General features: G+C 43.2%; 15 protein-coding genes. 5 read left to right on the plus strand and 10 right to left on the minus strand.

Going from position 1 to position 16,662, the window contains the following annotated elements; translation table 11 throughout:
- Window positions 1-50 precede the first annotated feature (50 nt).
- Window positions 51-509, minus strand: a complete 459-nt coding sequence (locus L4D78_RS22670) for a MarR family winged helix-turn-helix transcriptional regulator (RefSeq protein ID WP_428469028.1) — start codon at window positions 507-509, stop codon at window positions 51-53.
- A gap of 435 nt (window positions 510-944) precedes the next feature.
- Window positions 945-1,373, minus strand: a complete 429-nt coding sequence (locus L4D78_RS22675) for a universal stress protein (protein ID WP_428469029.1) — start codon at window positions 1,371-1,373, stop codon at window positions 945-947.
- 152 nt (window positions 1,374-1,525) lie between these two features.
- Between L4D78_RS22675 and L4D78_RS22680 the strand changes: the two genes are divergently transcribed.
- Complete coding sequence (locus L4D78_RS22680) at window positions 1,526-1,843, plus strand: cupin domain-containing protein (protein ID WP_428469030.1); 318 nt, start codon at window positions 1,526-1,528, stop codon at window positions 1,841-1,843.
- A gap of 5 nt (window positions 1,844-1,848) precedes the next feature.
- Here the strand turns inward: L4D78_RS22680 and L4D78_RS22685 are convergent, their stop codons facing one another.
- A complete protein-coding gene (locus L4D78_RS22685; RefSeq protein ID WP_428469031.1) occupies window positions 1,849-3,342 on the minus strand; it encodes an NAD(P)-binding protein in 1,494 nt (497 codons plus the stop codon).
- A 235-nt stretch (window positions 3,343-3,577) separates the two neighbouring features.
- Here L4D78_RS22685 and L4D78_RS22690 point away from each other — a divergent pair, with 235 nt between their 5' ends.
- The 3 genes from L4D78_RS22690 (at window position 3,578) to L4D78_RS22700 (ending at window position 6,222) form a co-directional block, all read left to right on the plus strand.
- On the plus strand, window positions 3,578-4,591 hold the full coding sequence (locus tag L4D78_RS22690) for a response regulator (protein WP_428469032.1): 1,014 nt from the start codon (window positions 3,578-3,580) through the stop codon (window positions 4,589-4,591).
- Between the two features lie 2 nt (window positions 4,592-4,593).
- Window positions 4,594-5,025: a PAS domain-containing protein gene (locus L4D78_RS22695; protein WP_428469033.1), complete on the plus strand. Its 432-nt coding sequence runs from the start codon at window positions 4,594-4,596 to the stop codon at window positions 5,023-5,025.
- A 216-nt stretch (window positions 5,026-5,241) separates the two neighbouring features.
- A complete protein-coding gene (locus L4D78_RS22700) occupies window positions 5,242-6,222 on the plus strand; it encodes an outer membrane beta-barrel protein (RefSeq protein ID WP_428469034.1) in 981 nt (326 codons plus the stop codon).
- A gap of 84 nt (window positions 6,223-6,306) precedes the next feature.
- On the opposite strand, the gene sstT is transcribed toward L4D78_RS22700, so the two are convergent.
- The 7 genes from sstT to L4D78_RS22735 form a co-directional block, all read right to left on the minus strand.
- Window positions 6,307-7,545: a serine/threonine transporter SstT gene (gene sstT, locus L4D78_RS22705; RefSeq protein ID WP_428469035.1), complete on the minus strand. Its 1,239-nt coding sequence runs from the start codon at window positions 7,543-7,545 to the stop codon at window positions 6,307-6,309.
- 286 nt (window positions 7,546-7,831) lie between these two features.
- Complete coding sequence (locus L4D78_RS22710) at window positions 7,832-9,535, minus strand: BatD family protein (RefSeq protein WP_428469036.1); 1,704 nt, start codon at window positions 9,533-9,535, stop codon at window positions 7,832-7,834.
- A complete protein-coding gene (locus tag L4D78_RS22715) occupies window positions 9,529-11,511 on the minus strand; it encodes a vWA domain-containing protein (protein WP_428469037.1) in 1,983 nt (660 codons plus the stop codon). Before L4D78_RS22715 ends, L4D78_RS22710 begins: the two co-directional genes overlap by 7 nt.
- Complete coding sequence (locus tag L4D78_RS22720; RefSeq protein WP_428469038.1) at window positions 11,504-12,469, minus strand: vWA domain-containing protein; 966 nt, start codon at window positions 12,467-12,469, stop codon at window positions 11,504-11,506. Before L4D78_RS22720 ends, L4D78_RS22715 begins: the two co-directional genes overlap by 8 nt.
- Entirely contained in the window at window positions 12,462-12,950 is a 489-nt protein-coding gene (locus tag L4D78_RS22725; protein ID WP_428469039.1) for a DUF4381 domain-containing protein, read from the minus strand. The genes L4D78_RS22720 and L4D78_RS22725 overlap by 8 nt, the downstream gene beginning before the upstream one ends.
- Window positions 12,943-13,896: a DUF58 domain-containing protein gene (locus L4D78_RS22730; protein ID WP_428469040.1), complete on the minus strand. Its 954-nt coding sequence runs from the start codon at window positions 13,894-13,896 to the stop codon at window positions 12,943-12,945. The genes L4D78_RS22725 and L4D78_RS22730 overlap by 8 nt, the downstream gene beginning before the upstream one ends.
- Complete coding sequence (locus tag L4D78_RS22735; protein WP_428469041.1) at window positions 13,893-14,849, minus strand: AAA family ATPase; 957 nt, start codon at window positions 14,847-14,849, stop codon at window positions 13,893-13,895. The genes L4D78_RS22730 and L4D78_RS22735 overlap by 4 nt, the downstream gene beginning before the upstream one ends.
- A gap of 444 nt (window positions 14,850-15,293) precedes the next feature.
- On the opposite strand from L4D78_RS22735, the gene urtA reads away from it, so the two are divergent.
- Complete coding sequence (gene urtA / locus L4D78_RS22740; protein WP_428458904.1) at window positions 15,294-16,580, plus strand: urea ABC transporter substrate-binding protein; 1,287 nt, start codon at window positions 15,294-15,296, stop codon at window positions 16,578-16,580.
- The last annotated feature ends 82 nt before the right edge of the window (window positions 16,581-16,662 follow it).

The raw sequence follows: 16,662 nt of genomic DNA on the forward strand, positions 1-16,662 counted from the left end.
GGTGAATAAACACAACTCATTCACCTATATTGCTCTATAGAGACAATGTATTAAAAGTTCATAGTAAGCTTACGCAAAGTTTTATTTAGATCTTCAATTTCAGTTTCACTTAACTTTTCTAACCAGTCGCTTTCAAGTTGTTTCATTATTGTATTTCCTGAAGCTCTCACTTCTGCCCCTAAATCGCTAAGTTTCAGTAATTTATGTTTTTGGTTATTTTCATCTTTAACCGCGATGAGTAAATCTCTTTTAATAAGGTTATCGACTAGGCGTTTTGTTGCACTTCTTTCATTCATAAGTGCATCTGCAAGCTTTTGTTGGCTAATAAGTTCAAAGCTATTAACAACTTCTAATGCCTTTTGCATTTCTGTTGTAATGTCGTACTTAGCTGATAGTTCTTTTTGAGCTTGGTTTCTAAAGTATCTATGTACAACGCCCATCATAAAGAAGGGGGAGTCTTCGAGATTTTTGCTTATTGATAGCTGTGAGTATCGAGCTTTTGTCGTCATTGTATTCAACCATTTATTATCTATAACTGCATTTTACTGATGTTTCGTTGATATCCCAACTATGTTGTGCGCACAACAAAACTGTATTCTCCATAATTTTGTTGTGGGTACAACTAAAGTGGTGGGTTAGTTGTAATATTTTGTTTCTTAGCGAAGCGAGAGCTGTGACTAGTTAGCCTCTTTTTTTATATGGTTAATCGCTTATCGTATTGAAAGTAATAAAATAGATGGATATTTATGGAGTGTATTTCTACAGAGGGTGTGATAAATATTTTCTTACATATCGATATGGATGGATTGCGGTTCTTGATTCGATAAATCTGTATTTACGATAAATGAGCGTCTAAAACTGATCAGCGTAAAGATGAGCGTAGGTTTTTAAAAGCCCATGACGAAAGCTTATTTTAGTTAACGTCATGGGCTTTCTTTGGTTTACTAGTTTGACTGAATTGGCACAACAAGAATATCTACCGTAGATTTATGAATCAGATGTTTGGAGTATGAAATGATTTTGCTCCAAAAATCATGGTGGTGCCCACAGATTAATAGCTCAACGCCGTACTCTGGGATGGTATCACTAAGTTTGTCGCTTAAATCGCCAGTTCCCACTAAGAAGTGTTTAACTGGGTAATCTGAATGTTCCAAGAAGCCGTTCAATTGTATCATTGAACGTTCGTTTAACGGCCGATTGTTGGCATCGGCTTTTATGTCGACCAGCTCTGGATAAATCTCCCCGTGTGTTCCGTCGATGTGGATAAAAGATAGGTCTGCATCGAGTAGCTTTGCAAGAAAAACTGCTCTATCAATAAGTACGTTGCTCTCTTCAGATAGTTCTAATGCGACAAGGATATGTTTGTATTTCATAACGTCCTCCTTTTGCTTAATAACTACCTTTAGCATAATTGTATAATGCCAAAAATAGTGTCGGAAAAGTCTCATAAATGCCAAAAATTCCGATCTTCATAAATAATGTCTGTAGACTAAATGTCATTTATCGATATATGCATGTTGATAGTATGAATAATATTTTTTCCAATATACCTAGCCAATTACCCGAAGAAATCTTTGAAGATATTGTCTCTACAGAGAATGTTCGTATAGAGAAGATAGTATCTAAAGGGCATACAACGCCAACGGATGAATGGTATGACCAAGAAGAAAGCGAATGGGTAATGGTGTTACAAGGGCAGGCTAAGATATTGTTTGAAGAGGGGATGCGTGAAGTTGAGATGCAGGCCGGTGATCATATTAATATTCCGGCTCATCAGCGACATCGAGTTACTTGGACAAAACCAGACAGCGAAACTATCTGGCTTGCCGTATTTTATTCGTAGTCAAATTAGCTAAGCGGGTAAGCAACAACCTTCGCTAAGGCTTCTGGGTAGTGCCTTTCGTGGGCTAATTCAATTGCTTTTTGTTCAACAGTTTGCTGACTAAGTGACGTTGTCACCTTGAAGGTGCTAGCCATTGAGTTTTGGGTCAGTGATTTGTCAACCAAGCCACTGCTTACAAGTTGATCAAGAATGCTATTAGCTGCAGAGAGTGCTGAAGAGGCTTTAACAATTTCGGTTCTGGCGTAATGTCTACCGTCAAAGGATACATCAGCGGCGCGGAGGGTTGGATCATCCCCTGGGATCTGTTGTGCACCAAATAATGGTTTTCCGCCAACGGTGGCTGTTTGATAGGACGGTACAAACCGAGACATATGGTTAATTGCACGTTGAGAGCGAAGTGATATTAATTCAGAGCTCCAACCTTGCTTGATTTTCCTAATGAAGCGCTGCTCAAGTTCAGGCTGTGAGCTAGTGTTTGTGCTAGTAACTAGACCCTGTTTAAACAGGGTAATATCATCAGTCATGCCATGCAGTTGGAAATAACCATCGGCATACGGCGTTAATTGTGCCATGCCATCAGGCGTACCACGTTCACCGTGAAAAATAACTTCCGGCCAAATACCACTACACTCTGGCCAGTGTGTAACGTAAGCCGCTTTGAATTCAACAAGGCGTTTACGTTTTAACTTTGCCATGTCATCGATTGTACCTGTTTGAAAGCCACAGGCATTGATTAGATAGTCGACGTGGCATTGGCGAGTAACATTATCGCTTATTATTGGGTCAAACGCTTGGTATTCAATATCCCAGTTCCCTTCGGCACATTGCGAAATATTGACGACTTTGCTTGCGGTATTCACATTACAGTTAGGTAACTGTTCGAGCGCTAAATTGGCGGTTGCAGCTAGCCTGAATACGCTTAGTCCGTATTCTTGTACTAATACCAAGGGGAATTTGAATTTTTCCAAGTCGATATTCTTTGCGACAGGGATCATCCAATCATCAAGACATGCTGGTGCATCTGGATTTTGTTCCGCAGCTAAAGCGGTCAATGCTTCACGGCTATATAGCTTAAAGTAGTGATCAGGCTTGCCCAATACTTCGTTTGAGCCATCTTCTTCTACCAAGTGTTGATATACACTACGTAGTTGATTTAAACGAGGTAAAATTGCATCGGGTTCCCCTTTATCGTGTGAAGGGATCGCAATAACGGTAGGGCGAATATTCGCAGTGTGAGGAAATACACGAAGCGTATCGATTGATTGCTTTAATAGCGTAATGCAGTGCTCGTCTGATATTTCACGGTATAAATTACCACCAGCGTGTAGGTGGCATATAGGCGGACCGTTAACTAAACTTGCACCTTCTTCAAAAATATCAACTTGAATGCCTAACTCCGCCAAACGAAGGGCTATGGTTGAACCAGCAATACCACCACCAATAATACCAACAGTGGGTGTAGATTTGTGGCTTTTTTGTTGTGAGCCAAGAGCATTCATAAGTGTTACGAGCCGCTTTAAAACAATGTCTGATGATACGTTGCATTCTACTGTTCCTTAGGCGTATTTAAAACACCATAACGTGTAAAAAAGTTGTTACTAACCATCCTGTAATCCTTATAAAGCTTAGGTTTATTGTGTTCTATGCAGACCGCGCATCATTCTGCTGCTATCATGCCGTCAAAGTACGGTGTAACGTAAACGTGCATATATTTATTGCTTCATTGAGGGAAAAATGTCGACGTCAATTCTGATCTGTGATGATTCCGCGTTAGCAAGAAAGCAAATGGCAAGGGCACTACCGTCGAGCATCAAAGCTGATGTAACGTTTGCTGTTAATGGGAAAGAAGCGATAGAAGCGCTCAATAGCCGAAAATTCGACTTAATGTTTTTAGATTTAACCATGCCTGTAATGGATGGCTACCAGACATTAGAAGCAATGCAGTTGTCGGGTAAGCATCTTAATGACACGAAAGTGATTGTGGTTTCTGGTGATATTCAGCCCCAAGCCCAAACACGTGTTAAAGCTCTTGGGGCAATCGAGTTTCTAAAAAAACCAATAGATAAAGCGCAACTAAAGGCAATATTACAGCCGCTTATTGCGCAAGAACCCCGAAGCTTTGATGACGTCATTCAACATGTATCAACGCCAGCACTGAGACGCCGCGATGTCTATTTAGAGGTTGCTAATGTTGCGATTGGCCGAGCAGCTGATTCACTCGCTCGTCATTTTGATGTGTTCGTTAATCTTCCATTGCCAAACGTGAATGTATTTGAAGTGAGTGAGCTGCATATGACAATGCGCCATTTGGCAAGTAGCAGTACGATGTCGGGGGTATGTCAGGGGTTCAGTGGTGAGGGCATTGCGGGTGAAGCATTAGTCTTACTTAGTGATACCAGCGTTTCAGACCTCGTCCGCTTAATGGACTATTCAGATATTATGGGGAGTGACTCTGAGTTAGAACTGTTGATGGATGTAAGTAATATTTTGGTTGGTTCTTTCTTACAAGGGTTAGGTCATCAAGCTGAAGTTAAATTTTTTCAAAGTCACCCTGTAGTGCTTGGTCAACACACGCCCATTGACAGCATGATTGAAAAAACAGCAGGAAATTGGCGCCGCACCATGACATTTGAAGTGAGCTATGGCATCGAAGGAACAAATATTAAATGTGATTTGTTATTGATGTTTGTTGATGAGTCACTGCCATTACTTGATAACAAGTTAGCTTATTTAATGGATGGTGATTAGAGATGCTTTCATTACCTGCAGAATTTGAACAGTTTCACTGGATGGTTGATATGGTGCAGCATGTCGATGTCGGTTTGATTGTGCTTGATCGTGATTTTAATGTTCATGTGTGGAATGGCTTTATGACACACCACAGTGGCAAACAATCTCATGACGCGATTGGAAAAAATATATTTGATCTGTTTCCTGAGATCCCACAAGCATGGTTTATCGCTAAGTCTAAACCGGTGTTTAATCTTGGTTGCCGCAGTTTTTTAATTTGGCGCCAGCGTCCGTATTTGTTTAAATGCCGAAATGTCCGACCGATCACTCAGCAAGCTCCCTTCATGTATCAGAATGTCACGTTAAACCCGATGACATCCCCAAATGGTGAGATTAACTATCTATTTTTGGCGGTTGAAGATGCCACTGCTGAGGCAATGGCTGAGCAATAATAGGTACAAATTCGATATGTCGGGCGTTATTTATTAACATGTTCATTAATATATAGCGCCTTTAAATAGTTTCAGTCGTGTTTTTTGAGCAAGCTAGAATATATCAGCTATTTCTATTCTAAATATTTGGAAAAAAAGCGTTATTGTTCTACACCTATTTATGTAGTGGCATATCTAAGTGAATTGGATATATATAATAAATAGGGACAATAAGTTATGAAAAACGCATTTAAATTGCTTCCTCTGGCTATTTTAATTTCTGGAACGGTTCAGGCTGCGACAGAAAACCCATGGTATGTGGGGGCTCGTGTTGGTGGAACAAGTTTTGATAGTGTTGACGGTGCCTTGAAGGGGCAAAATCTTGATAAAGACGACTGGGGCGGCGGTGTTTTTATTGGGTACAATGTGAACTCTTGGTTTGGCTTAGAAGGTGGTTATACCTATTTAGGCCAGGCTGATTATTCGAACGATGGTTTTGAGGTGCAAGGCCTCGATTTTGTCGGTAAGTTTACCTACGAAGTGTCTAACTCATTTGACCTATTTGCAAAAGCGGGTGGTTTTATATTTGATGCCGACAACGGGGTAAATAACCAAGACGAAAGTGGTGTATCTGCAACGGCTGGTGTTGGTGCGGAATATTATTTTAGTGATAACTTATCGACCCGTTTAGAATACCAATATTACAATCAAGTCGGTGATACAGGTACGAATAAACCTGGTGAGAGCGACGTTCATTTCTATGGCTTAAGTTTGGTTTACCACTGGGGAGCACCTGCGCCTGTCGCCATTATTGAGCCTGAGCCAGAACAAATGCCAGAGCCTGTGCCTGAAGTGGTGAAAGTAGCCGCAGTTAGTGCAATGCTGCCATTTGCATTTGATAGCGATGCACTTACGCAAGCTGATATTGACTTACTACAGCCTGTTGCTCAACAGCTTGTTGATTACCCTGAAACGCAGCTTTATGTTGTCGGCCATACAGATGCACGTGGTAGTGAAGAATATAACCAAACATTATCTGAAGAGCGAGCCGCGGTTGTTGCAGGGTATGTTGGTAGCCACTTTGGTATTGATAGTTCACGCATTGTTGCTCAAGGGAAAGGTGAGCTTGAGCCAATTGCCCCTAACGATACCGAGCAAGGGCGAGCTAAAAACCGTCGAGTAGAAGTCTTTGTACCAGGCTTTGAAATGACGAAGTAGTGGTGGGAATACTGAAGATTTAATTTATGCTATCGAAAAAAAACCAGCCTTTAGGCTGGTTTTTTTATGCGGTTAAAACAGTTGTTATGCTGTTTTAGCTTGCGCTTCAAGCTTGGCTTCTGCCGCTTTACATGCCGCTGCAGTGAAGATGACATCTGTCGAGCTGTTCAACGCTGTTTCAGCTGAATCTTGAATTACACCGATAATGAAACCAACCGCAACAACCTGCATTGCGACTTCGTTTGGAATACCAAACAGGCTACAAGCCAATGGAATAAGAAGCAATGAACCACCTGCAACACCCGATGCACCACAAGCAGAAACTGCTGCGACAACACTCAGAAGAACAGCTGTTGCGATATCGACTTCAACACCCATGGTGTGAACAGCAGCAAGTGTTAGTACTGTAATCGTAATGGCAGCGCCTGCCATGTTGATAGTTGCACCCAGCGGAATTGATACTGAGTAAGTGTCTTCGTGAAGATCAAGATCTTTACATAGCTGCATGTTAACAGGGATGTTTGCCGCTGAACTACGAGTAAAGAAGGCAGTGATACCACTTTCGCGAATACAACGTAGTACAAGCGGGTATGGGTTCTCTCGTGTTTTCACAAAAACAATGATTGGGTTAACAACAAGTGCAATGATCACCATTGAGCCAAGCAGTACAGCAAGTAGACGGCCATAGCTAAATAGTGCATCAAAGCCTGTTTCTGCAAAAGTATTTGCAACAAGACCAAAGATACCAATAGGCGCAAGGCGAATAACGAAGCGAACAATCATGGTGATGCCGTTCGACACATCATGGAAAACTTGTTTTGTCGCGTCAGTTGCTTGGTGAAGAGCAAAGCCAAGTGCAATTGCCCACGCCAAAATACCAATGAAGTTACCCGTCATTAATGCGTTAACTGGGTTATCAACAATCTTAAATAGCAGCGTATTAAGTACTTCAGCGATACCTTCCGGTGGGGTAGCACTTGCAGCACTAGCAACTAGAGTCAAAGTGGTAGGGAAAAGGAAACTCATCGTTACCGCAGTAAGGGCTGCCATTAACGTACCGAAAAGATACAGTACGATAATAGGTTTCATGTTGGTATGTGCACCTTTCTTCTGATTTGCAATAGAAGAAGCAACAAGGATAAATACCAGTATTGGTGCAACGGCTTTTAAGGCACTAACGAATAAGTCACCAAGAAAACCCACCTTGATGGCACTGTCTGGTGATATTGTGGCAATAAGGGTACCTGCAACGATACCAATCAGTATCTGTATTACGAGGCTTCCGCTCGCAATTCGGGCTAGAAATGGTTGTGTTTGATTCATGTTACATCCTGCATATGAATAATTTATATTTATATATTGAAGCATTTAATCTTACTTCGGGGATGGTTTTTAACAGAATTTACCATATTTATCTACCTTTGATTTTAGAAACTTTCCTGTCACGCTGGTTTAACAACCTTTTCGAGAGGTCTTATAAATCGTTGCTTACTTAGGCCTTAGCGGTATTAGTTCAGGGAGTGTAAGAGGGGGGGGGCGGTAGCAAAATGTTAAAAGCCCATGTTGTCATGGGCTTTTTGTTAAATGAATGGAAGTCAGGGATGTAGCACTAAGTGTTAGGAATGATTGGAGCAAGCGCACCAGGTTGCGCACTATTATGCGTATGCTGGTGCTTTTCCAATGCGACTAGCTGTTCTATTAGTGCCTCTGTCGATCCTGCTCCTTCATTATTCTTGGCGTAACGTTGTTGCATGTAAACATCTATGCTGGCTTTGAGCGTCTTAGTGGATGGGTGCTCCGGGTTCATACCACGCCATTGTTCAAAATAAGCCTGAAGTTGAATGGGTTGATTTGATTTAGCAGCTTGAAGCATCCCTTCGATCGGGGTTAACGCTTTCGAACGACGTTGTGCTTCCTCACCTGCTGACTTGGGCTGTTTCTTACGTTCGTTTAACCATAATTTAATGGTCGCAAGCCAAAGAGCAAACAGGGCAAGGCTTAGCCAAGGCCACCAATTGTATTTTTCCTCTGCGATTAGAGGTTGTTTGGTCGATTCTTGCGTAACAGGAGTGATTGCTGGTGATGGCTGTACCGGTAATGATGTGCTTGCCGCATCGCCGGGTAACACGGTTAATTCAAGGCCATCAATATGGCTGCGTTCCTGCTTATTCGTTGAGGTGTTCCACCAGTTAATGGTCAATGCTGGTAACGTAATAGTACCTTCGGTGCGAGCAATAATGACTTGCTTAATTGTCATTGTTGTATAACCAGCATCACTGCCATAAATTGGTTTTTCGTCATAAACACGAACGTTGCTTGGGTAATTAAGCGTAAGGTTAGGCAGCGTACTTTGTTCAGCATTCTTTATTCTTAACATGATGGTACGACTGATAGGTTCACCTACCTTTGTTTCATTTGTTTCTGGCTGCCAATGTTGTTCCAATACGAGATCTTCAGTTGGCAGCCATAGCCCTTTGTAATCCTCTGGTTTGTCTTTGACTTCGATGGTAACGTCTTGAATTTGCAGATCAACCGGTACCCTTAATGTTGAGCCGAAGCCACGGCTACCCTTAATAACACTTCCTTTGAACTCTGCGCCCCGTAGTAAAATGTTACCAGGTTTCTTTGCCGTTATTTGGTAATCACGAGTGATAATGATATAGCGTTTACCATTTAGAATAGTTTCAGCTTGGTGGTCATCGCCATCTTGCTTGACGTCGAGCCCTTCACCCGAAGGGGCGATAAGTGAAGGTTGGCTGAGTTGCTCTCCAATACGAATACGTACGGTATAGCGAATACTCTCACCAATGTATAAGCTGTCTTTATCGATATTGTAGTCAATATGAATGTCTGGTTTGCTTGTATCGTAGTCCGTATTGTTACTGGCTGACTTAAGTGATGTAATTGCAATGGGGTCGGTTTGGCTAGCACCGATGCGGAAGCTTGGAATTGTCCACTCGCCAATTTCTTTAGCGGCTAGCGCGACAGTCCATTCAGTATTACGGCTAACAACACCATTATTGTAACTTGTGCCACTACTTACTGATGGGGTGCCGTAGTTGAAGTTTTCATCTAGTACCGTCAGGTCTAATGAGCTGGTGTTAACATTGTCATCAACAGAAACTTTTAGCTGGAATACTTCATTCACGCCCACGACATTTTTCGATACTGTTGCAACGGCTTGGGCAGCATGGCTACTTGATGTGAATACGAAAAAAAGTAGAAACATAAAATAGCTAAGTAAAGTGTTAACTTTTTGGTGTCTTAATGGACGACGTTGATTTATTAATGCCTGTATCATTGCTATTACCATGAGTTTTCCGTTGCTTCAGGAGCTTGTCTTTGTCTTGCCTGCAAAATCATTTGAGCGCGGATTAATGCGGCGGTGTCATCGGGGATTTGCTCAAGTTTTTTCAGGATCGGGTCACTGGCTGATATACCGTTACTCGTAGCTTCACCACTTGCATCCCCCTCTGCTTGTATTGCTTGCGTATTGGGTTCTTCCTCACCATTGAGTTCATCGTCACTCAGTGATGCTGAGCTTACGCTTTCATCTTTGGCGTTATCATCAGAGGTTGCACCAGCTTGTGAAGGCTGTGAATTATCGTCAGTTTGCGGCTTACTTTGAGCGCCTCCTTGCTCATCAGTTTGCTCTTCGTTAGCTGCATTCTGTTGGGCGCTGTCACTTGACTGCCCCTGACTTTGGTTTTGTTGCTCGGTCGACTGTTGGTTTTCACCTTGTTGAGAAGCGTCATTAGATTGTTCGGAGCCTTCTTGATTATTCATCGCCTGTTGAGAAGGTTCATCTGATTGAGATTCTTGTTCTTGTGGATTATTCGACTGTTGATCTTGATCTGGCTGCGAAGAGTCGCTGGCTTGCTGCTGATCCTGCGCTTGGTCCTGTGATTGATTTTGCTGTTCGTTACCTTGTTGTGACTGCTTTTGTTGTTCTTGTTGCTTTTGCAGTTGCTCCACTAACGCAAGATTACGTTTAGCATCTTCATTGTTTGGGTTCTTCTCAATTAACTTCTGGTATATTTCGCTGGCTTGATCAAACTGCTGATTTTGCGCATAGGCATTAGCAAGATTATAGCGAGAGCGCTCGTCGTTTAATGGGCTTAATGTTTCAATGCTTGACTCAAAATCCCCAGCGTTATATTCAGCCGCACCTTTCCAAGCTGGCGCATTAAAGTGTTTCGCCGCCTCGGCAAACTTGCCTTGTTCAAATAATTCAAAACCAACGACATCATCATTTTTAAAGGGCTCCTTCCATGATGCGGCGTACGCTGAGTCAATAGGCATCACAGTGATAAGCAGTGCTAACACTACACCTCGGCGAAAGCCAAATAATGACAGAACAATAAGTGGTAACAGTAGCCAGAAACCATTATTTAGCCGTTCTTCTAATTCTTTATGCTTACTTTCATCTGGTGCTTCTTGGGGTTTTGCCGTTGCGGCTATTAGGCGTTCGACATCATCATTCGTTGGCTTGGAAAGTAGTAATAGCCCCCCAGTTTGCTGGGTAAGTGGAAGCAAGGTGTCGATATCTACTTTTGCAATGACAGTTTCGCCTGCATTATTACTCAATAATCGGCCATCGGGTAACTTTACTGGGGCTCCCTGTGTGGTTCCCATCGCTAAAATAGAGAGTCGGTATTTATTCCCAGAAAGCAGTGTTAAGGCCTCAGAGGATTCGTTCTCGCTCAACCCGTCGGTCACTAAGATAATATCACCTTGCTGATGGCCAGCTTGCTTTAATAAGCTAATGGCTTCAAGAATGCCAGCAGCAGCGTTACTGCCTTGAATGGGCAATATTTCAGGTGACAGATGTGGGATCAAATTCGCCAGAGTATGGCTATCTTGGGTCAGCGGGCTAACGGTATAACCGTCAGCAGCATAAGTGACCAAGCCAGTACTACCTTCCTTCCAGCCCGGTAGCATATCAAGCGCTTTAAAGCGCGCTTGAGTGAGTCGGTTCGGCGATATGTCTGTTGCATACATCGACCGAGACATATCCATAACAAGTACCCTGGCTCCCGATAAGCTGTAGGCTGGTAACGTGTTTTTTTGCCAGCTTGGTCCTGACATCGCAACAACAGCAATTATCCAGAAAGCCGCAAGCCAAGGTGTTTTATTGGCCTGTTTATTTTCAGTGATACCCAGTTGTTTTGCTAGATGAGGAGCAATTAAGCCTTGTTTCGATTTCGAATGCGCTAGCCACGGTAGCAAAATCACTAATGGTAATAGTCCCCAAAGCCAAGCAGGGTATAAAAGCGTAAAATCAGCCATGTCGTTTCCTTAACACCATAATGATCACAGACAGTAGGATGGTGAAGGCGAGCGGGAAGCGAAATAGCTCTTGTTGTGGCCGCCAAGTTTGTTGCGCTGTATTTATGGGTTCCATTTGGTCTATTAGCTGGTAAATATTGTTAAGTTCTTGAGGGTTACGTGCACGAAAATATTGCCCACCTGTCATTTCTGCAATACGAGTAAGCATATTCTCATCAAGATCATGAGATGGATTAACGGTTCTGGTTGAGAAAAAAGTACGTTGCTCCATCTCTTCAGCACCAACACCGACGGTATAAATGGTTACGTCGCTGCGTGCAGCGAGTTCTGCGGCTTCAATGGGGTCGATAACACCTGCAGTATTTGCACCGTCACTGAGTAAAATAATAACCCGTTGGGGGGCTTCACTATTGATAAAGGTTTTCGTTGCAATCCCTAGCCCTTCACCAATCGCCGTACTTTGTCCAATGAGCCCTAAAACTGTCCGGTCAAGTTGTTGCTGAACCGTATTACGGTCGAAGGTTAGTGGTGTTTGTAAATAGGCATGATTAGCAAATAGGACTAAACCAAGGCGGTCGCCTTTGCGGCTGCCAATGAAGTCGTTCAAAACTTGTTTTACGGCACTTAGCCTATCAATGCTATCACCGTTATTCATGACCATGTCTTCAATGGACATCGAGCCTGATAAATCAACCGCGAGTAGCATGTCACGGTGATCAGGCATTATCTCGATAGGATCGCCATACCAAACAGGGCGGGTAAGGGCAACAATAAGGCTTATCCATACCGTGATTAACAATCCCATTAACCAGCGGCTTTTCTGTTGCTTTTGGCCTAAGCCGTCAGGTAATTGGGGTAATCGAATGGCTGAGGGTTGGATCGCTGGCTGACTGAAACGATAAATAAACCAAGGTAGTGGTAGCAAGCATATTGACCAAAGCCAAAGAAACTCAAACATTATTGGCTCCTTGACTGAAGTTGGCTTTTTTTACCCACAAAACGGCTTGCTTATAACAAGCATCAAAATCGTTCTTAGCCAACGCATGGCTTGAGAATAAGCCTTGCTGCCATTGTTGAGATAACGCCACAAAGCCACGTTTAGATTCGGGGAGGAGACTGTCAAGAAACCCTAACCATTGAGTGCCTGTTAAGCCCGCGACATCATGCCTTGGATAATAAGAAATCGCGACTTGGCGAAGTAATAAATTAATATCGTTGAACCTGTCGATTGAGCGTAATGATTTAAGTAAGGTCAACGCTTCTCTTCGGGCTTGATTTTGTTTTTTTACGATCATCATCTTATATATCGTATAAGCCATGACCACGAAGCCAATTAATATGATAACCCACCAGCCCCACGCGAGTGGCCACTGGTTTGGCATTTCAGGTAAATGCAGTTCGGCCAGGGGTAGAGTTGCAGCTGATTTTTCGTTAACCATGAAGCCCCCCTTGCGTCGATTTTCTTGTCTGCCCGAGTTGAGTCATGAGTGGTATTGCTGCTGAAAGTTGATGTAATGGAATCGCAAGACTTTTACAGATATTTTGGATAAATTGCTGATGCGCTTGATAGTGCTCGCTCAAGCCTTGACGTGTTTTCTTTGCAGAAAAGTCTAACCAAGCAGATTGAGAACTATCTGACACAAACTCCGTGCCTTTGAACAGGGTTTGTCCTTGTTCAAGAGGATCTGAAACTTGGACAAACTGGATCCTATTATGCTGGCGTAACTGATTTAAGCGCCTTTTATCCGTTTCTTGGAGCTGATAAAAATCACTGATAATGACGATTTCACTGCCTTTAGGGCAAAGGTGGTGCAGGTGTTTTAATGCTGTAGAAAAAGGCAATGTTTGTTCATTATTGGTTGGGTGGTGTGCTTCTATAAGGGCGTTAATGACGGTTAATGGACCTTGCTGGCGCGCGGTAGGTTTACACTCGACGAGTTTACGGCCGTTATAAACGATTGCACCCACTCGGTCTTTTTCGCTAACCGCTAGCCAGCTGAGTAGGCTGGTGAAGTGAGCAGTTTGAACTGATTTGAGTAAAAGCTGAGAGCCAAAGTTCATGCTGGCACTGATATCGGCGAGTAACATCACAGGCTGTTCACGTTCTTCGTCGAACAGTTTTGTGTGGGTTTTGCCAGTACGAGCGGTAACTCGCCAATCAATTGAACGTACGTCATCACCTGCTTGATAAGGCCGTACCTCTGAGAAATTCATCCCCCGGCCTTTTCGGCGGCTTTGGTGCTGACCGTTAAGTTGCGACCAAACACTTTGCGCAGGTGAAAGCCAACGCACGGATTGGTTTTTATATTGTAATAGTTCAGCCAGACAAACATTAACGCCATTACTGTGTACGGGTAAGGCTGGCGTTATCGTTGTTTCAGTCATGCGCAGGCCACTTGAGCGATCAACGTTTCTATAATGGCGTCAGCTGAAATACCTTCAGCTTGCGCTTCGTAGCTCAAGAACAGGCGGTGACGAAGTACAGGGTAAGCCATTTGCTGAATATCTTCAGGAATCACATAGTCTCGGCCATCAAGCCATGCATGTGCACGAGCACAGCGATCAAGTGCCAAGGTTGCGCGAGGACTTACGCCCATTTGTAGCCAACTGGCTAATTCGTCGCTGTAACGGGTAGGCTCTCTGGTCGCCATCGTGAGACGAATGATGTACTGCTCAACATCTTCTGCCATGTGAATATTCAGGGTTTCATGTCGGGCTGTAAAGATTTCTTGCTGTGATATTTGAACGGCTTGTGGTTTTTCAATACCGAGGGCTTCACCGCGGTTTAAGCGTAAAATCTCAAGTTCACTTTCGGCATTTGGATACTCGACATTCAGCTGTAATAAAAAACGGTCAAGTTGTGCTTCTGGTAGTGGGTAAGTGCCTTCTTGTTCTATCGGGTTCTGGGTTGCCATCACTAAAAACAAATCCGGAAGGGGGTAGGTCTTACGCCCTGCTGTAACCTGTTTCTCAGCCATTGCTTCTAGCATGGCTGCCTGCACTTTTGCCGGCGCGCGGTTGATCTCATCGGCTAAAATGAGCGCATTAAAGATAGGACCTGGCTGGAATGTGAATTCGGCCGTTTCTGGTCGGAAAATATCAGTACCTGTTAGGTCGGCTGGCAAAAGGTCGGGTGTAAACTGAATGCGGTGAAAGCTACCTTCAATGCAGTCTGAAAGCACTTTGACGGCGCGTGTTTTCGCTAACCCTGGTGGCCCTTCAACGAGAATATGCCCATCAGCAAGTAAGGCTATCATTAACTGTTTTACAAGCGCAGGCTGACCAATAACCTGACTATTCAGGTAAGTTTGAAGTTGCTGGAAAGTCGACGTTAACATGGTTTTTCCTTTAAATACAAAACAGTCAAAAAGAGAGTATGGACATTCTGACTAAAAAAAAGCGGTTTAGTTCATCACTAAGCACTGGTTGCTTGTTTGTTGTTCAAGGTGCGTTCAACTTAAGCATCTAAGCCATTGTAAATATAGCCGATGCTTATTAATTTGAAATGCATTTATAACGATGAAACGGGAGGAATGAGAAATTGTAGTGCAATAAAAAATAGGCCCGTATTAAAACAGTGCACTCGCGTTTGGATTTGGTGCACCATTGAAGATGTATGCACGATAATACAGCATACATTTTGGGTTTCTGACATTCACACGGACTTGTGCTTTGTTTAACGTACTGAAATATAATGGTTTAAATGAGTTTTTCATCAATTTTGTGAAACTGGCCTGATGTTTGCTCTATCAAGAATAATTATTCTAAAGGAGTATGTTGGTATGTCTAACAAGGCGTTACAAAGTGCAGTCGTTGGTGCAGCGGCATCATTAATTTTATCCTTTCAGGCTATAGCTGCTGAGGAAACCATCAAGGTAGGGGTTCTTCATTCATTGTCTGGCACGATGGCCATCAGTGAAACGACATTGAAAGACACTATATTGATGTTAGTTGAAGACCAAAATGCTAAAGGCGGCCTGCTAGGGAAGAAGCTTGAAGCTGTTGTTGTCGACCCTGCCTCAAATTGGCCTTTATTTGCTGAAAAAGCGCGTGAGTTGATCGAAAAAGAGAAGGTCGATGTGGTCTTTGGTGGTTGGACATCAGTATCGCGTAAATCGATGTTACCTGTATTTGAAGAACTGAATGGTTTGTTGTTCTATCCCGTTCAATATGAAGGTGAAGAGTCATCAAAAAATGTGTTCTACACAGGTGCAGCACCAAACCAACAGGCTATTCCTGCGGTTGATTACTTGATGGATGAGTTAGAGGTTGAACGTTGGGTACTGGCGGGTACAGACTATGTTTACCCTCGCACCACGAACAAAATCCTTGAAGCCTACCTAGAGTCAAAAGGTGTAGCCAAAAGCGACATCATGATCAACTACACGCCATTTGGCCATTCCGATTGGCAGTCTATTGTTTCTGATATTAAAAAGTTTGGTGCTGAGGGTAAGAAAACAGCCGTTGTCTCGACCATTAATGGTGATGCAAACGTACCGTTCTATAAAGAATTAGCTTCCCAAGGCGTATCGGCAGAAGACATTCCCGTTGTCGCTTTTTCTGTCGGTGAAGAAGAACTCTCAGGGATGGATACGTCGTCATTGGTTGGACATCTGGCTGCGTGGAACTACTTCATGAGCGTTGATACCGATGAAAATCTCGATTTTGTCGAAAAATGGCAAGCATTTATCAAGGATGACAGCCGTGTAACCAATGACCCAATGGAAGCAAGCTACATTGGCTTCAATATGTGGGCACAGGCTGTTGAAAAAGCGGGAACCGCCGATTCCGATGCAGTGCAACAGGCGATTATTGGCATCACCGTTCCTAACTTGACTGGTGGTTACGCCACTATGATGCCAAACCACCATATCACTAAACCAGTATTACTGGGTGAGATTCAAGACGACGGCCAGTTTGATGTGGTGTGGGAAACAACGGGCGTTGTCGCGGGTGATGCATGGTCGAGCTACCTTCCTGGCTCAAAAGATCTCTATGCTAGCTGGCTGAAGCCATTAGAGTGCGGCAGCTTTAATGTTGTTACCGGTAAATGCACTGGCTCTAAATAAAAACAATTAAGTTAATTCTGATTAACGTCGGCACTTATCAAAGATAAGTGCCGAGTATTTGTGTTTTTCATGGAAGACAAAT

The sequence above is a fragment of the Photobacterium minamisatsumaniensis genome (assembly GCF_050336695.1).
GTDB lineage: Bacteria > Pseudomonadota > Gammaproteobacteria > Enterobacterales > Vibrionaceae > Photobacterium > Photobacterium minamisatsumaniensis.